The 16,270-nt window shown below is 67.9% G+C and carries 17 protein-coding genes; 4 read left to right on the top strand and 13 right to left on the bottom strand.

Annotation, left to right across the window (positions count from 1 at the left end; genetic code table 11):
• Positions 1-724, bottom strand: a 724-nt coding sequence (locus tag IT293_19330; GenBank protein ID MCC6766819.1) for a type II secretion system protein GspE, incomplete at its 3' end; no start/stop codon positions are given.
• Between the two features lie 275 nt (positions 725-999).
• Between IT293_19330 and IT293_19325 the strand changes: the two genes are divergently transcribed.
• Entirely contained in the window at positions 1,000-1,608 is a 609-nt protein-coding gene (locus IT293_19325) for a hypothetical protein (GenBank protein MCC6766818.1), read from the top strand.
• Between the two features lie 625 nt (positions 1,609-2,233).
• Here the strand turns inward: IT293_19325 and IT293_19320 are convergent.
• Positions 2,234-2,425 (bottom strand): hypothetical protein, encoded by a 192-nt coding sequence (locus IT293_19320; protein ID MCC6766817.1) that lies wholly within the window; start codon positions 2,423-2,425, stop codon positions 2,234-2,236.
• A 118-nt stretch (positions 2,426-2,543) separates the two neighbouring features.
• Between IT293_19320 and IT293_19315 the strand changes: the two genes are divergently transcribed.
• Positions 2,544-3,695: an ATP-binding protein gene (locus IT293_19315; GenBank protein ID MCC6766816.1), complete on the top strand. Its 1,152-nt coding sequence runs from the start codon at positions 2,544-2,546 to the stop codon at positions 3,693-3,695.
• Between the two features lie 372 nt (positions 3,696-4,067).
• On the opposite strand, the gene IT293_19310 is transcribed toward IT293_19315, so the two are convergent.
• The 3 genes from IT293_19310 to cas1 form a co-directional block, all read right to left on the bottom strand.
• The gene (locus IT293_19310) at positions 4,068-4,400 is read right to left on the bottom strand and encodes a hypothetical protein (GenBank protein MCC6766815.1); all 333 of its coding nucleotides are present in this window, start codon (positions 4,398-4,400) and stop codon (positions 4,068-4,070) included.
• A gap of 142 nt (positions 4,401-4,542) precedes the next feature.
• A complete protein-coding gene (locus IT293_19305) occupies positions 4,543-5,262 on the bottom strand; it encodes a hypothetical protein (GenBank protein ID MCC6766814.1) in 720 nt (239 codons plus the stop codon).
• 261 nt (positions 5,263-5,523) lie between these two features.
• Positions 5,524-7,884, bottom strand: coding sequence for a CRISPR-associated endonuclease Cas1 (cas1, locus tag IT293_19300; GenBank protein ID MCC6766813.1), 2,361 nt, complete (start codon positions 7,882-7,884; stop codon positions 5,524-5,526).
• Positions 7,885-8,238: 354 nt separating this feature from the next.
• Between cas1 and IT293_19295 the strand changes: the two genes are divergently transcribed.
• Entirely contained in the window at positions 8,239-8,754 is a 516-nt protein-coding gene (locus IT293_19295) for a hypothetical protein (protein ID MCC6766812.1), read from the top strand.
• Between the two features lie 30 nt (positions 8,755-8,784).
• Here the strand turns inward: IT293_19295 and IT293_19290 are convergent, their stop codons facing one another.
• Positions 8,785-9,252 (bottom strand): type II toxin-antitoxin system VapC family toxin, encoded by a 468-nt coding sequence (locus IT293_19290; GenBank protein ID MCC6766811.1) that lies wholly within the window; start codon positions 9,250-9,252, stop codon positions 8,785-8,787.
• Positions 9,188-9,442: a type II toxin-antitoxin system prevent-host-death family antitoxin gene (locus IT293_19285; protein ID MCC6766810.1), complete on the bottom strand. Its 255-nt coding sequence runs from the start codon at positions 9,440-9,442 to the stop codon at positions 9,188-9,190. The genes IT293_19290 and IT293_19285 overlap by 65 nt, the downstream gene beginning before the upstream one ends.
• 62 nt (positions 9,443-9,504) lie before the next feature.
• Between IT293_19285 and IT293_19280 the strand changes: the two genes are divergently transcribed.
• Positions 9,505-9,900, top strand: coding sequence for a hypothetical protein (locus tag IT293_19280; GenBank protein MCC6766809.1), 396 nt, complete (start codon positions 9,505-9,507; stop codon positions 9,898-9,900).
• 62 nt (positions 9,901-9,962) lie between these two features.
• On the opposite strand, the gene IT293_19275 is transcribed toward IT293_19280, so the two are convergent.
• The 6 genes from IT293_19275 to IT293_19250 form a co-directional block, all read right to left on the bottom strand.
• Positions 9,963-10,292 (bottom strand): type II toxin-antitoxin system PemK/MazF family toxin, encoded by a 330-nt coding sequence (locus IT293_19275; GenBank protein ID MCC6766808.1) that lies wholly within the window; start codon positions 10,290-10,292, stop codon positions 9,963-9,965.
• Entirely contained in the window at positions 10,289-10,534 is a 246-nt protein-coding gene (locus IT293_19270) for an antitoxin MazE family protein (protein ID MCC6766807.1), read from the bottom strand. The genes IT293_19275 and IT293_19270 overlap by 4 nt, the downstream gene beginning before the upstream one ends.
• Before the next feature lie 166 nt (positions 10,535-10,700).
• Positions 10,701-11,012, bottom strand: a complete 312-nt coding sequence (locus tag IT293_19265) for a hypothetical protein (GenBank protein ID MCC6766806.1) — start codon at positions 11,010-11,012, stop codon at positions 10,701-10,703.
• A gap of 142 nt (positions 11,013-11,154) precedes the next feature.
• Entirely contained in the window at positions 11,155-12,027 is an 873-nt protein-coding gene (gene aroE, locus IT293_19260) for a shikimate dehydrogenase (protein ID MCC6766805.1), read from the bottom strand.
• Entirely contained in the window at positions 12,024-14,879 is a 2,856-nt protein-coding gene (locus IT293_19255; protein MCC6766804.1) for a pyruvate, phosphate dikinase, read from the bottom strand. The genes aroE and IT293_19255 overlap by 4 nt, the downstream gene beginning before the upstream one ends.
• A gap of 73 nt (positions 14,880-14,952) precedes the next feature.
• Entirely contained in the window at positions 14,953-16,269 is a 1,317-nt protein-coding gene (locus tag IT293_19250) for a glycine--tRNA ligase (GenBank protein MCC6766803.1), read from the bottom strand.
• Position 16,270 lies beyond the last annotated feature (1 nt).

Raw genomic sequence — 16,270 nt, 5'->3', positions numbered from 1 at the left:
TGACCTTCACGCGCGAGGTGATGGCGTTCTTGAGCTTCACCGGCGGCTGCATGATCTCGTAGAGCACGCCGTCCATGCGGAAGCGCACGCGCAGCATCTTCTCGTACGGCTCGATGTGGACGTCGCTGGCGCGCTTCTTGATGGCGTCGGTGAGGAGGGCGTTCACGAGGCGAACGACCGGCGCTTCCTCGGTGGCGCGCTCGAGGTCCTGGAGACTGACCTCTTCCTCTCCCTGGACCAGCTGGACGTCGCCGTTCTCGCCGAGCTCGTTCAGCATCTGGTCGTAGTTCGCGGCGGCGTCGTAGTAGCGGTCGAGCGCCCGCTGGATCGCGGTGGCGCCGGCGACGGCGATCTTCACGTCGTAGCCGGTCAGGAACTTCACCTCGTTGATGGCGACCAGGTTCGACGGGTCGGCCATCGCGATCGTGAGGTTCGACCGCACGAGGTTCACCGGGATGAGGTGGTGCTTCTGCGCCATCGCCGCCGGCACGAGGCCGAGCACCTCGGGCGGGATGTCGAGGTTCGACGGATCGACGACCGGGAGGCGGTATTCCTTCTGGAGATACGAGAGGAGCGCGTCCTCGTTGATGAAGCCGAGCTTGACGAGATGGCTCGCGAGCGCGCCGCCGAGGTTCCGCTGCTCGGTCATCGCCCGCTCGAGGTGGGCGGCTTCGATCTGGCCGCGCCGCACCAGGAGCTCGCCGAGACGGGACATGGTCGTCACGCGGCGGAGCCTCCGTGTACGGGGGTGGAGCGTCGGTTCGAAGGTCGCATGCTGGTCGTCGTATGGGCGCCGTGCGCCGGGCTCAACGGCTACGAGCAGCGGTTGCGACGCATGCGAGACCTCCATGGACCTCGCATGCGCATCCGCCGCCCTCTCGCCTCGTCTCGCCATATCGGCAGGCGCGTCGGATTCCGTGAGTAGCCCCGGCCGCCGCGCAGAATTGTCTTGCCTACGGTTCAGGCGCGGGCGTAGTGGTCGGGAAGGCGGACCGCTGCATGCTCCGAGCTCCGGCGCTCGTGCTCCTGCTGTTCACCGCCGTGACGGCGGCGCGGGCGGAGGACGGCGCGCGCGGTCCCGAGCGCTGGTTGCTCGAGCGTCGCGACGACCTCGGGCTCGGTTTGGAGGAGGAACGGCCTTCCGCTCCGAGCACCGACCCGCTCTCGCGGCTGATCGAGCACTGCAAGCGGAACCCCGTCGGCCTACGGCCGCTCGTGGCGCTGGTCCCGACCCCGCCCGAGGACGGCCGGCGCGCCGAGCTCCCGACGGTCGCGCTGGTCGCGCGCGCGCAGGGCCGCACGCTGGTTTCCCTCACGCGGGTGCAGGCGCGCGCCGACGACGGACAGGAGGTCGTCATGCAGCGGACGCTCGTTTCGGACCTCTTCGCGGGCCGGCGCTTCTCGCTCACCGTCTACGAGGATCACGCCATCAGCGACGCGGCGGCTCGCCTCATGGGTTTCGGGACGCGGCTCACCTTCCGCCCGTCCGGCTGGCCGGTACGGATCGAGGTGCTCGGCTCGTACGACTTCGACGCCGGGGTGAGCGCGTACCTCTCGTTGACCGGCGTGTTCGCTGCGCCGCCGGTGCCGGCGGGTGCCGTCCGCTAGCCCGGAAACCAACAAGCTTTCGCGGGTTGACGCGCGCGGCCCGAGTGCGTCAACGTCGCAACCAATGAAGACGCCGCGTACCCTCGCCATCGACATCGGCGGCAGTGGCCTCAAGGCCATGATCCTCGACGTGGAAGGGACGGCGCTCACCGATCGTGTGCGAGCTCGGCCGCCGCTTGAAGCGGCCCGTTCGCCCTTGAACGACGCCGGCGTGCAGGGCTTCGGCGTCATCGAGGGGCGCGGCGTCGAGATGGTGATCGCTCTCGGCACCGGCATGGGCTGGCCCTCTACCTCGACGGCCGCTACGTCCCGAACCTCGAGCTCGCGCACCATCCCTTCCGCAACGGCGACACCTACGAGTCGTACGTTTCCGCCCGCGCCCTCGACGATGTCGGCAAGCGCAAGTGGAACAAGCGCGTCGCGCGCGTCATCCGTCAGATCGACCCGGTGTGGAACCCGCGCCGGATCTACATCGGCGGCGGCAACGCCAAGCACCTCGAGTTCGAGCTGCCGACGCACGTGACGATCGTCTCGAACGTGGCGGGCTTGATCGGTGGGGTGGCGCTGTGGAGGGAGGCATATAATATGTCGCCTCGCCTGTGGCGAAGGCACGGCGAACACGCAGCTAAAGATGCTTATCAACGTCGGCGGCGAAGGTCCGGGGGTTCACGAGTGTCACGCTCCGTTCGACGGGGCCGCCGAGAGGCGGGGCCGGCGCAAACACCAGCGTGGAATCCTCCACACGGACCTCGAATCCGATGCGCGCGGCGCGGGTGCGCAGGAATAATTCCAGGTCGGTTTGATTGTGCTGGTACACGTAGTCGTGCCGGATGACCGGGTCTTGGACCGACGCCTGGAGCCCGTGCTCCGCGGCCAGGTGCGTCGCAATCTTTTCCGGGATTGCAAAATAGAAACGTATTTCTTATTTTCATCTGATGTCGCAACTGACCCGACGAAGCTCCTTGCGATTGGTGCGGCGACGTCTCGGTGAATTTCCGGCGGTTGCCCTCCTGGGTGCACGACAATCCGGAAAGACCACGCTCGCGCGCGCGATCGGTGGCCACTACTTCGATCTCGAGCGTCCCGCCGATCGCACCCGACTCGATCTGTCCTGGGACAAGCTGGTTTCGGGCTCGAAGCTCGTCATCTTGGACGAGGCCCAGGAATGGCCGGAGGTGTTCCCGCGCCTGCGTGGGGCCATCGATGAGCGGCGACGGGCGATGGGGCGGTTCCTGCTGCTCGGATCCGTCTCGCCGGCGTTGATGACCCAGGTTTCCGAATCGCTCGCCGGACGGCTCGCACTGGTGGAATTAACACCGTTCCACCTCGGAGAGGTCGGGGCGGACAAGGCAGACCGCCTCTGGCGTCTGGGTGGCTATCCCGACGCCGGCGTCCTCGGCCGCAGCACCTACCCTGCCTGGCACGAGAGCTACCTCCGTCTGCTCGCGAGCCGTGACCTCCCGAATTGGGGACTGCCGTCCAAGCCGGCGCTGACCGAGCGTCTGTTTCGCATGACGGCCGCGGTGCATGGCGGCACGCTCAACGCCTCGGCTCTGGGGCAAAGTCTCGGGCTGTCGTACCACACCGTGCGATCGTACCTCGACCACCTCGAGGGTGCGTATCTCGTACGGCTGCTTCCTCCCCTCGAAGCCAATCTCAAGAAGCGGCTGGTCAAGGCACCCAAGCTGTATTGGCGAGACAGCGGCCTGCTGCACGCGCTCCTGGGATTCGCCAACGACGGCGATCTCCCGAGCCAACCATGGGTGGGCGCAAGCTTCGAGGGGTGGGTCATCGAGCAGATCCTCGCCGCGAGACAGGCACGAGGAGAGTCGCTCAGTGCCCATTTCTTCCGAGCCCACGACGGCCTGGAAGTCGATCTGGTGATCGATGCGGACGGCATGCGCGAGCTCATCGAGATCAAGCTCACCTCCGCGCCGTCACCCGCACACATGACGGCGCTCGCCAAAGTCGCGGCACTCATCGGCGCGCGACGCCAGGTGCTCATCAGCCGAACCACGGAAACGGTCATCGGCAAGGAGCGTTGGTCGCTCGACCTCCCGGCCTACCTGAAGGCGATCGGAACCTGATACGTCACGACGGAGCTCCCATTCAGGCCGCCGCCGTCGCTGCAATGACTCGGCCGACAGGAGCTCGATCATCGCCTGGTAGGGACGGTCCCGTACCGAGGCATACGCCTTCGGCTGATTGAGCAGCCGCGCTGGCCCGGCGACACGTGATGAGAACGCCATCGCCGGAGTCACACAGTCCGCATCGCGAGCGTCTTTGCTGCCTGCTCGCTCACCGGGTGGCTACATAGTCACCAAACTTGGACGTTCGCGTTCGTTACAGCCGTTTGCCATAGCGATCGGAAAATTTCGGTAGTGGCGGCCCGTTCGAGGCCGCGGGCTCATGCGCAGATCGGCGGGCGCCGCTCGGCCGACGAAGCTCTCGGCGCGCGATCAGGGGGAGATCTTGAACGCGCGGTTGTGGAGGCTCGTCACGAAGACGTTGCCCTGCGGGTCGACCGCGATTCCCGGTGGCCCGCTCAGCGTGTGGTTCGGCTTGCCGTCGCCAGTCTGGTCGATCAGCTGCGTGATCACCCCGCTCGGCGTGATCTTGAAGGCGTTGTTGGAAACGACCCCCGCGACGTAGACGTTGCCGTTCACATCCGCGTCGATCGATCCCGGACGGTCGAGAGCGTGGCCCGCGCCATCCCCGGTCGCGTCCATGAACACTGAAACCGTACCGTCGTCGGTGATCTTGAAGACGGTGTCGGTCGAGCCCGACGACATGTACGCCGTCGTCCCACCACGACGATTCCCGCTGGACTATCGCTTGAGATGGAAGAAATACGAGCGCCGTGTCGAGCAACTTCTCAACGAGCATCGTACTCTGCCCGGAGAAGTCCGCTCAGGAAATGTGGGCGCCGTCGATCTACGACGGCCCGCTGAAGTTGCCGTCCGGATCGCCGGCGAATGCCGGCGATGGCGCGGCCGCTTCGCCGGAGGGGTCGAAATGTTCGGCCCGGCCGTCGCCTTCGATCTCGTCGTCCGGCAGCTCGCGCGGCTCGCGGCCGAACCGGAGATTGACCTCGCCTTTGGGCACGGCAAAGCGTTTGGCGCTCGTCCGAGAGGGCGGGGGAAACAGCTGCCCGGTGCCACGCAGCTCGGCCTCACAGCGAGCAACCAGCCCGAAGTAGCGCGTGTGGAAATGGGCGACGGTCCGCGTACCGACCTCCCCGGTCTGCGAGTCCACCGCGACCAATCGGACCTCGACGTCGCCTTTCGGCGACACGAACATCACCTCGCCGCGCTGGAACTCGTAGTAGATGCGCTGGTCGCCGGCATAGCGCGGCGCCATCAGCCGCTGCTCAGGATCGAGGTTGGTCTTGCGATCGTCGGGTTGGACGACGATCCCGACACCGTGCGTGGCAATCTCACGGCGGAACACCGCGAACCGTAGGGTAAACGCGGGGGCTGGCAGCCCCTCGGGTACGACCTGCTTTGGCCGCGCGAACGACCGACCCTGTTCGGTCACGATCGCGCACTCGACCGCGGTGACGATGCCGTCACGGGCGCGGCGGACGATGACCCCTTGCCTCCCCTGCAACTCGGGAATGTCGGCGGAATACGCCGCAATGACGTGTAAGAGCATCTTCGGCCTCCTCCGTTCGTACTGGTCCGATGAGCCAGCAGGTTTGCGCGAGCTGACGCGGCGTCGTCTCGACGGCCAGCACGCGGTGTGGGTACGACGCGAGCCGCCGCCGCATCATCCTCCGTGCGCCCGCCCAGACCTCGGGCGAGCAACTCAACCTCATCACGTTCCGAAACACGCGGACGGCGCCGCGGGATTCGAGCAGCGCCTCGCACCACGCCCGCAGCTTGGCGTCGGCAACGTCGTAGATGATGAGGCGCGTCACCATGCCATCCGGTGGCCACGATAGGAGCCACCCTCCATCAGCGTTCGGCGGATCGCGCGGGCGCTCCCGACGATCTCGCCGGCCAACGTGTTCCCGGCTCGGCGTCGCAGCCGCCGTTCGAGCCCGCGCTCGATGGCACGGTCGACGCGGCGGAGAGTTCGCATCGCGAGGCGGCCGTGTTGCCGCATCACCACGCGGCTCCCGCGCCCGATCAAACCGAGGATCGCGCGATCGACCAGCGGCTGCCGGAACTCCTCCATCAGGTCGAACACCAGACCAGGACGCGCGCGGCGACTGGTATGAAGGAACCCGAGATACGGATGCAGCCCCTGGCGCTCGATCGCCCACCACACCCGATTGGCGAGCAGCGCGTAGCCGTAGTTCAGGAGCGCATTCATTGGATCGTGGGCTCCCCGTCCACGCCGACCCGGAAACTCCCAGTCCGGAGGCACCAGCCGGTCGATCGCGCGCCAGTAGTGACCCGCCGCCCGGGCTTCGATCAGGAAGAGCGGGCGCCGCGTATCGGCGAGCGTCGCCCCGAGCAGACCATGGACCGCGACGACGCACTCGCCGATCGCCGCCGCCGCGCGCTCCAGCTCGCGGATGACGGCGGCTGGCCGCCGGCGGTACTTGGCGTGGTAGAGCAGCAGCGCGCGCTGATTCCGGATCTTGGCGGCGACGATCGCGCGCGCCAGGGTCGCCCCACGCACGTCGCTCCGGGCGTGAAGCTGCGCCTCCAGCAACCGGACGCGCCGCTCCGACCGCACGGGCACCACGCGCGCCACCGGTGCACCCCCGGCGGACGTCAGGATGACACTGACACGGCGCTGCGCGAGCTCGAGAAGCGCGGTACTGGAGAGCGCCACGCCCTGACCGCTGACCGTGACGAGGCCGACCTCGCGGCGCGCGCATTCGAAGACCGGCTGCTTCTTCCGCCGGACGACGAGCACGCCCTTCCGCCGCGTGAGGTACGAGCCGTGGGTCGGCACGTGCAGCACGCGATCCGCGGTCAGGAGCGGCCGTTGCCGCTCGCCGATCGCATGGTTCCGGAGCGCCGACCTCGTCGAGAAGACACGTGCCGGTCGCGCCCCCCGGGGCCAGTGCACGAGCTGCCACGGATCGGGATCGTCGCCGGGGATCGCATGTGGCGGGTCGGGCGCCTCCGGCCACCGCGCGTACTCGACTATGGGCTCGGCCGTCCGCTCGGGATCGACGCTCAACGACTCGAGCGCGGCCCTGCCGAGCCGCTCGTCGACGTTCCGCGCCTTCCAGAACGCCGTGGCGCGCGCATGCCGCCAGCGCTCCAATGCGTGCAGCTGAGCGTCCAGCTCCGGCGTCACCGCCCCGTAGTAGTTGCGCCAACCACGCACCAGATCGTTGTGCCGCCGCACGACCTCGGCAACCTCGAGCGTCGGCGGGTCGGTGAGTAGGGTCGCGACCCGGGTCTTGAAGCCCTCGGCCTTCTCCGCCGGCAACGTCCGCGTCGTCGCAGTGAAGAGCAACCCGACGAAGACGAAGCCCTGCTCGACCGGAGTAAACAGGGTCTTGGCTGCCTTGATCGCCAGCATGCGCTCGCGGCGGAGCCAATCGGTGATGAACGTCAGGATCTCCCGCGCATGCTCCCCGGAGCGCGCGACGATCACGAAGTCGTCGGCGAACCGCACGTGCGGGTCCCCACGCTGCTCGAGCGCGCGATCGAATCCGGTGAGATAGAGATTGGTCAGGATCGGCGAGATCGGCCCGCCCTGGGGCAGACCCTTCACGGGCTGCAGACGAAACTGCCCATCCTCGACCGGCGCCCGCAACCAGGCCTCGATCAGTTTCACGCCCGCCGCGTCGACCCCCGCCTCCGACACGAGCGCGAGGAGACGCCCGTGATCGACGGCGTCGAAGAAGCGTTCGACGTCGGCGATGACGGCCCAGGATCCCGGTCGCAACAACGTCGCGAGCTGCTCGGCCGCTCGCTTCGGGCCGAGCAGTGGGCGATAGGCGAAGCTCGCATCGGAGAACTTCGGCCCGAGGCGATCGTGCAGCGCCAGCGTCGCGGCACCCTGCACGATCCGATCGGTGACGGTCGGGATGCCGACCACCCTGAAGGTGCCGTCGGCCTTGGGCATGAACGTGCGCCGGAGCGGCGGCGGCCGATAGCGCCCGCTGCGGAGCTGTCGCTGGAGGCTCGCGAGCACCTGCTCCGCCTGGGAGATGATCCGGGCCACGGTCACCCGATCGACCCCCGGCGCGCCACGAGCCGCCCGCGTATGCGACCATCCCACCCGCAAGCGTCCGATGTCGGACACCTCGTGGAGGAAGTCCGCGCTCAGTTCGGCGTCGATCGTTGGGGGATTCTCGACCACCATCCGGCAGCTCCGTTGCTGCCGGATTCGTAGCCGAGACCGCGCCGTCCGTCGCAGCTCACGTGCGGTTCGCGCGGCTCACGCACAGTTCACGAGCGCTGCGGCAACGGGGACTTGTCGCGCGCTCCTTCTCTCATCGTCGTCATGCTGGCCCACGATATCCGGCGGGTCTACACCTTCGACCGCAAAGACTTCGGGCGCTTCAGCGAGCTGCTCATGCCCGCGGTCGGCACGCCATAGAGGCGCGAGGCAGTCACGACCTCGAGACGCTCAACGCAGGGCGTCTCAACCGGTTCGGATGTGATTCACCCTGACGGGCTCTGGCCTCAGCTCGCGGCCGATGCTCTACGAGTCGGCGTGGCAGAGAAGACCCTGCTTGGTTGCAACGGCGCCGTCGTACGCGAGCTGCGGAAGCAGTGCGGCTTCACTCCGAACGAGATCGACGCGGTGAAGCAATTCGTCGAGGACGGCAACGTGGGCGTGCTGATGAAGCGGATCGGCACGACGAACCGAACTGCCGTCAATGGTCTCGTCACGAGGGTCGCGGGCTACTTGGCAAGGATCGGACGATCCGAGCCGCCACTACCCCGCAAGCGCCCCAAGCTTCTGGGCCTGCCAAAGGTCCACGCCGTACTGGAGCAGATGGGACGGACAGCAGACGAGTTCACGGCGATCCACACGACGCTCCCCGGCAAACAAGCGCGCGTGACCATCCAGCCTTCAGCCGCCGAATTGAGTGCTGTCGAGGAGTTCCTGAAGACCGGCGACGCCAACGCGCTGCGTGCCAAACTCACACGGAAGGACCGCGGCTATCTCAATGCCCTCGTGACGAGAGTGCTGGCGTGGAAGGCACGGCAGGTGCACCCAGCATGACCCTTCGATCCAGCACAGTCCGTCCGCGGTTTAGACGCGGATGACTTCGACGAGGTCGGCCAGCGCCTGAAAGTCCTCCGGATTGCGGGTGTAGAGCGGCAGTCCCGCCGAACACGCCGTGGCGGCAATCAGGAGATCGAGCGCTCTTGCGACACGCGCCTTGCGTCCGGCGGCGACGACGGCCGAATAGACGCGCCCGTAGGCGCGTGATGCCTCGGAGTCGAACGGCAGCGGATCGAACACCGCCTCCGCACGCTGAAGCCGGTCCTGACGGCGCGATCTCTCTTCGGGGTCCGCTGTGGCATGGGGGCCTGCGGCAAGTTCGGCCATGGTGATCGCACTGATGGCGATCTCGAGCGGCAACTGTTCCGGGTCGAGGCGCTCCAGATCGATGACGACCGAGGTGTCGAGAATTCCGCGAGCGCGGCGAGTCTCAGCCACGAGGATCGATGCCCTGTGTAACGACGGCGTCGAGATCCGCGCGGAAACGGGCGACATCGATGCCGGGAGCATTGCGGAACATCGCGACCACGGCGTCCGCCGCGACGAAGCGATGACGCCGGTGCGGGGTGAGTTCTCCCACAGGCGTGCCGTTGCGGGTCACGATGAAAGTTTCACCCTGGTCGAGGCGGCGCATGATGTTTCCGCTGTCATTGCGAAGCTCTCGCTGGGTGATTGCTGTCGCCATGGAAAGACCGTAGCACGGCGTGCTACGGGCGACAATCCGCTTCGATGATCGGCTAAGATCGGTTGAAGATCCCTATCAACTGGTCAGGGTACCGTGCCGGCTGGCACGATCCCCTCGACGGGTTGCTTCGTCACCGAAGCAATGACGTCGAAGTCGCGATCACGGTGGAGCACGACGAGACCGGCGCGCTCGGCTACGGCAGCGGTCAGCAGATCCGGGATGCTCGCGGCGCGATGCTTGCCCTGGCGCGCGAGCCGTTCCATCATCCCGATGGCTCGGTCGAAGTCCGCCTGCTCCATGTGGACGACCGGGAGTGCGTGCCGATCGGTCTGGATCTGGACGAAGTCGCGATGGCTGCGCGCGCTGAACAGCAGCTCGAGCTCGATGATGCCGTAGCCGGCGACATCCCCCGCGAGGAGCAGCGGCGACAGGCGCTAGTCGACGCCGGTATGCGGTAGCCGCGCCAGGGCGCTCTTGTCTGCCAAGAAGCGAGCCGGCATCTAGCTAGACGAGAGTCGTCTCAGCCGGCGAGACCGAGAAAGATCATCACCGCACGATTCAGTCGGAGCACGTCGTCGTCTGCAAGCCTGCCGACCCGTGTCGCGAGCTTGTGCTTCGACATCGTGGTGATCTTGTCCACCATGAGCCGCGACGGTGCCTTCAGGCCGTTGGTTTCGCTCGGCTCGACGGCAATACGAAACAGGGGGGCGTCGGTCGGATCACTCGTGAAGGCGCAGATTGTGATGGAGTTGGTTCCGCCGAATCGATCGTCTTGGACGACGACGACGGGACGCGGCTTTCCGGCGTAATCCATGCCACCGGCGGCAGTCCAGATCTCTCCGCGGTTCACTCGTTGGATCCGGTCGATACGGCATCGATGAAGGCTTGATCCTGGGCTGCGTGCGAACTGGCGGCGACGAGGCGTGACTGGCGCGATGCTTGGGCGGCGAACTTGGGCGACCGCACGTCAGGTACCCAAATCTGGATGGGTCGAAGACCCTGCGCCCGCAGACGTCTGCGGTGCGCTTGCACCTTGTCGCGCGAAGTGGCGGACTTCGATGTTCGCGAAGGGCGTCTCGATGTCGTGGGCATACGATTCCTGGTTACATGTAACCCCGGGGTGACCGCAAGAGTCCGAATAGCGGGTTGGGGATCGCGCCCGGCGACAGCGCACGCGCCGTGCGCTGAGACTCGACGCCGCTCGTCCGCTCGGCGCGATCGCGCCGGCGGCGAGCGGCGTTGTAGGGCTCCGGAGCACTCAGGCGGCGTGCGCGTGGTCCGACTTGACGACCCGCTCCGCGTGCGCCGCCGCCCGCCTGGTCGCTGCCAACCGCTCCGAAGCGAACTCCCCGACCGTGTGCGTCACCTTGCGGATCATTTCGTACAGCGCGCCGATGGCGCGATCCTGCGCCCGTCTCATCCGCTTGGCCGGTTTCCGCAGCATCCGGCTCCCTTCGAGCATCTTCAGCGGAAGGTCGGCGATCGCCTTGTGGATCTCCTCGGCGGCTGTGGCGCTCTTCTCGACCTGTTCTTGGACGCGACCGATCAGCGTCTTCTTGTGGGTTGTCATGATCGATCCCTCCTGGACGACACACTGCAACAAGAAGCATGCCGGGAGATTGCCGAGCATGTTCGCGGCGTGCTGCGCAGCGTCGAGAATCTTTGGGACGGAGTCGTCGCACGGCCGCGAAAGAAGGCCGGGTCCCGTGGAGCTACCGACGCGACGCGCGGCGGAGCGCCCGCCGCATCATGCCGACCGGCGCCGGCCTTCCGGTCCAGAGGGTGAAGGCGAGGGCCCCCTGGTGCAGCAGCATGCCGCTGCCGTCGACGGCGCGCCGACCGGCGTGGCGGGCTGCGGCGAGGAAGCGCGACGTCTTCCCGTACGTGAGGTCGCAGCACAGCACGTCGCGGCGGGTGTCGGCGAAGCGGATCGCCGGCGGCGCGCCGGAGCCGAGGCCTAGCGACGTGCAGTCGACGAGGAGATCCAGACGGCCGAGCACCTCCGGGTTCGCGAGCACGCGGAGGTCGGCGGCGTAGGCATCGCGCCGGCGGAGCGTCGCGACCAGGTCGGCGGCGCGCTGCGGTGTGCGATTGGCGACGATCAGGAGGCGGGTCCCGGCGCGCGTGAGCGCGTGCGCGACGCTCCGCGCCGAGCCTCCGGCGCCGATCAGGAGCACGTTCTTGCCGCGCGGGTCGAAGCGGCGCTCGGCGAGCGACGCCAGGAGTCCCGCGCCGTCGGTGTTGTCGCCGACCCAACCGCGCGCCGTACGGATCAGCGTGTTGGCGGCGCCGCAGGCGCGCGCACGCGGACGAAGGGCGACGCAGAGGCGGGCGGCGGCCTCCTTGTGCGGGACCGTCACGTTCAGCCCCGCGACGCCGGCGGCGAAGAGGCCACCCACGGTGGCCGCCAGGTCGTCGCGCGCAACCGGGAAGGGGACGTAGACGCCGTCGATGGCGGCGGCGGCGAAGGCCGCGTTCTGCATGGCCGGCGAGAGGCTGTGCGCGACCGGGTCGCCGAGGATGCCGTAAACGCGCGTCGTGCCACGCACGCCCGCCGTCGAGCCCCGTCGACCCGCTCCGCTCATTTCTTCTTCTTGCTCGCGAGCGCCGCCTGCGCGGCCGCGAGGCGCGCGACCGGCACGCGATAGGGCGAGCACGAGACGTAGTCGAGCCCGGTGCGGTGGCAGAAGTCGACCGAGCTCGGGTCGCCGCCGTGCTCGCCGCAGATCCCGATCTTCAAGTTGGCGCGGACGCTCCGGCCCTTGCGGACGGCGATCTCCATCAGCTGACCGATGCCGGTCTGGTCGAGGCTCGCGAACGGGTCGACCGGGAGGATGCCGCTGTCGACGTACTGCGGGAGGAACATGGCGGCGTCGTCGCGCGAGAGGCCGAAGCCCATCTGGGTCAGGTCGTTGGTGCCGAACGAGAAGAACTCGGCCTCGCGGGCGACCTCGTCGGCGGTGAGCGCGGCGCGCGGCACCTCGATCATGGTGCCGATCGTGTACGCGACCTTCTGGCCGGCCGTTTTGATGACCGCCTGGCAGAGATCATTTGCCTCCCTGCGGAGCCGGGCGAGCTCGTTCACATGGCCGATGAGCGGGATCATGATCTCCGGGACCACCTTGACGCCGTCGCGGGCGACCGTGCAGGCCGCCTCCATGATGGCGCGCACCTGCATGAGGTAGATCTCGGGATACACGATGCCAAGCCGGCACCCGCGCATGCCGAGCATCGGGTTGATCTCGTGCAGCTGCTCGCGGCGCGCCCGCATCTTGGCCGGGTCGACGCCGATCTTGGCGGCGAGCTCGTCGGTGTCGGCATCGGTCTGCGGCAGGAACTCGTGGAGCGGCGGGTCGAGCAGCCGGATCGTCACCGGGAGCCCGTGCATCTCGCGGAAGATCGCCTCGAAGTCGCCGCGTTGTATCGGCAGGAGCTTCTGGAGCGCGCGCTCGCGGCCGGCGAGGTCGGTCGCGAGGATCATCTCGCGCACCACGTCGATGCGCTCGGCGTCGAAGAACATGTGCTCGGTACGGCAGAGGCCGATGCCTTCGGCGCCGAACTGGCGGGCGACCTTCGCGTCCTTCGGCGTGTCGGCGTTGGTGCGCACCTTGAGCGTCCGGGTCTTGTCGGCCCAGCCCATGAGGGTCGCGAAGTCGCCGGTCTCGCCCTCGGGGCGCACGGTCGCGACCTTCCCGAGGAAGACCTCGCCGGTCGAGCCGTCGAGGGTGATCCAATCGCCGCGGCCGACGCGCACGCCGTCCCTGGCGAGGAAGTACTCGCCCTCGTAGTGGATCTCGAGGTCGCTGCAGCCAGCGACGCAGGTCTTGCCCATGCCGCGCGCGACGACCGCCGCATGCGACGCCTTGCCGCCGCGCGCGGTCAGGATGCCCTCGGCGACGTTCATGCCGTGGATGTCCTCGGGCGACGTCTCGACGCGCACCAGGATCACCGTCTTGCCTTCGCCGGCCGCGGCCTCGGCGTCGTCGGCGCTGAAGACGACCTCGCCGGCGGCGGCGCCCGGGGAGGCGGCGACGCCCTTGGCGATGAGCCGCTTCTCCGCCCGGGGATCGAGGCCGGGGTGCAGGAGCTGGTCGATCGAGCCCGCCTCGACGCGCATGAGCGCGGTGTCGCGGTCGATCAGCTTCTCCTTCACCATGTCGACCGCGATCTTGATCGCGGCGTGCGCGGTGCGCTTTCCGTTCCGCGTCTGCAGCATGTAGAGCTTGCCGCCCTCGATCGTGAACTCGATGTCCTGCATGTCCCGGTAGTGCTTTTCGAGCCGCGCGGCGATCTGCGTGAGCTGCTTGTAGAGGCCGGGCATGACCTCCTCGAGCGACGGCAAGCGGTCGCCCTCGGCGATGCCCTGCGCCCGCGCGTCGTCGATCGCGGCCTTCCTGCTGAGCGGCTGCGGGGTCCGGATGCCGGCCACGACGTCCTCGCCCTGCGCGTTCACCAGGAAGTCGCCGTAGAACTGGCGCTCGCCGGTCGCGGGGTCGCGCGAGAAGCCGACGCCGGTCGCGCAGTCGTCGCCGAGGTTGCCGAACACCATCGCCTGGACGTTCACGGCCGTGCCCCATTCGTCGGGGATGCCGTAGAGCTTCCGGTAGGTGATGGCGCGGGCGTTCTGCCACGAGCCGAACACGGCGCCGATCGCGCCCCACAGCTGGGCGTGCGGGTCGCTCGGGAAGTCGACGCCGAGCTTGCGCTTGATGAGTGCCTTGAACTCGTGGACGAGCTCGCGGAGGTCGTCGGCGGTGAGCTCGGTGTCCAGCTTCACGCCGCGCGCGTGCTTCTTGTGCTCGAGCACGACCTCGAAGGGATCGGCTTCGAGCTTGTCCTCGGGCTTGAGTCCGAGGACGACGTCGCCGTACATCTGCACGAAGCGGCGGTACGAGTCCCAGGCGAAGCGCTCGTTGTTCGAACCCGTGATCAGGCCCCGGACGGTTTCGTCGTTGAGGCCGAGGTTGAGCACCGTGTCCATCATGCCCGGCATCGACGCGCGCGCGCCCGAGCGCACCGAAACCAGGAGCGGCTTGGTTGCATCGCCGAACTTCCGGCCGACCAGACTCTCGACACGCGCGAGGTGCTCCGCGACCTGCTTCTTCAACTCCGCCGGGTAGGCGCGGCGGTTGTCGTAGTAGTAGGCGCAGACGTCGGTCGAGATCGTGAAGCCCGGGGGCACCGGCAGACCCATGCCCGCCATCTCGGCGAGGTTCGCGCCCTTGCCGCCGAGGAGGTTCTTCATCTCGGCCTTGCCGTCGGCGCGGCCGCCCCCGAACGCGTAGACGTATTTCTTTCCGCGCCCGGCACTCGCGGCCTTCCCGGCCTTCGACCTCGCCCCGGCGCGCGTCTTCACGGCCGCGCGCTTCGCGACGACCTTCTTCGCGGGCCGCTTCGTGCTCTTCGTCTTGCTCTTGCCGCGGGAACTCTTGGCCATGTCGAGGAACTCCGTTTCGATCTGGGGCGCGCCGCGCGTCGGGGCATGCGGCACGCGCGTTCGTGTGCTCGTTTCAGAGCGTTGTGGCTACGACGCCCGCGCGACCGGCGGCCACGCGCGCGCGCAGCTCGTCGACCAGGCGATCGACGGGCATGCGCACTTGCTGCATGGAATCGCGTTCGCGCACCGTCACCGTGTCGTTCTGCATGGTCTCGTGGTCGACGGTGATGCCGAACGGCGTGCCGATCTCGTCTTGCCGCCGGTAGCGCCGGCCGATCGCGCCGGCCTGGTCGTAGGTGACGGCGAAGTGCTGCTTCAGCAGGTCGCGGATGGCGAGCGCCTTCTCGGGCTGGCCTTCCTTGCGCATGAGCGGGAAGACGGCGGCTTTGACGGGCGCGAGGCGCGGGTCGAGACGCAAGACGACGCGGGTCTCGTCTTGCACGACTTCCTCGTCGTACGCGTCGACGAGGAAGGCGAGGAGCGGCCGACCGACCCCCGCCGACGGCTCGATCACGCAGGGGACGAAGCGCTCGCGGCTCTCCTCGTCGAAGAACGAGAGGTCCTTGCCGCTGAACTCCGCGTGCTGCTTCAGGTCGAAGTCGCTGCGGTTCGCGATGCCCTCGAGCTCGGACCAGCCGAAGGGGAACTCGTACTCGACGTCCGCGCATCCCTTGGCGTAGTGCGCGAGCTCGTCCGCGCCGTGCTCCCGGAGGCGCAGCCGCGCCGGATCGATGCCGTACTTCAGGTACCAATCGAATCGCGTCTGTTTCCAGTATTGGTGCCACTTCTCGTCCTCGCCCGGCTTGACGAAGAACTCGATCTCCATCTGCTCGAACTCGCGGGTCCGGAAGAGGAAGTTGCCGGGCGTGATCTCGTTCCGGAAGGACTTGCCGATCTGGCCGATGCCGAATGGGATCTTCTGGCGCGAGGCGTTCAGCACGTTCTGGAAGTTGACGAAGATGCCCTGCGCGGTCTCGGGGCGCATGTAGACGACGCTCGCCGTGTCCTCGACCGGACCCATGAAGGTCTTGAACATGAGGTTGAAGTTGCGGGCCTCGGTGAGCTCGCCGCCGCACTCGGGGCACTGCTCCGTGGAGAGCTGATCGGCGCGGAAGCGCTGCTTGCACTTCTTGCAGTCGACGAGCGGGTCGGTGAAGCCGGCGAGGTGCCCCGACGCCTCCCAGACGCGCGGGTGCATCAGGATCGCCGCGTCGAGGCCGACCATGTCCTCGCGCGACGTGATCATGTCGCGCCACCAGGCCTCGGTGATGTTGCGCTTCAGCTCGACGCCGAGCGGACCGTAGTCCCAGCAGCTGCCGAGACCTCCGTAGATCTCGCTCGATTGGAAGACGAAGCCGCGGCGTTTGCAGAGGCTCGCGATCTTCTCCATC

Source organism: Deltaproteobacteria bacterium (assembly GCA_020848745.1).
Lineage (GTDB): Bacteria > Desulfobacterota > Binatia > UTPRO1 > UTPRO1 > UTPRO1.
This window is presented reverse-complemented; position numbering and strand designations above follow the sequence as displayed.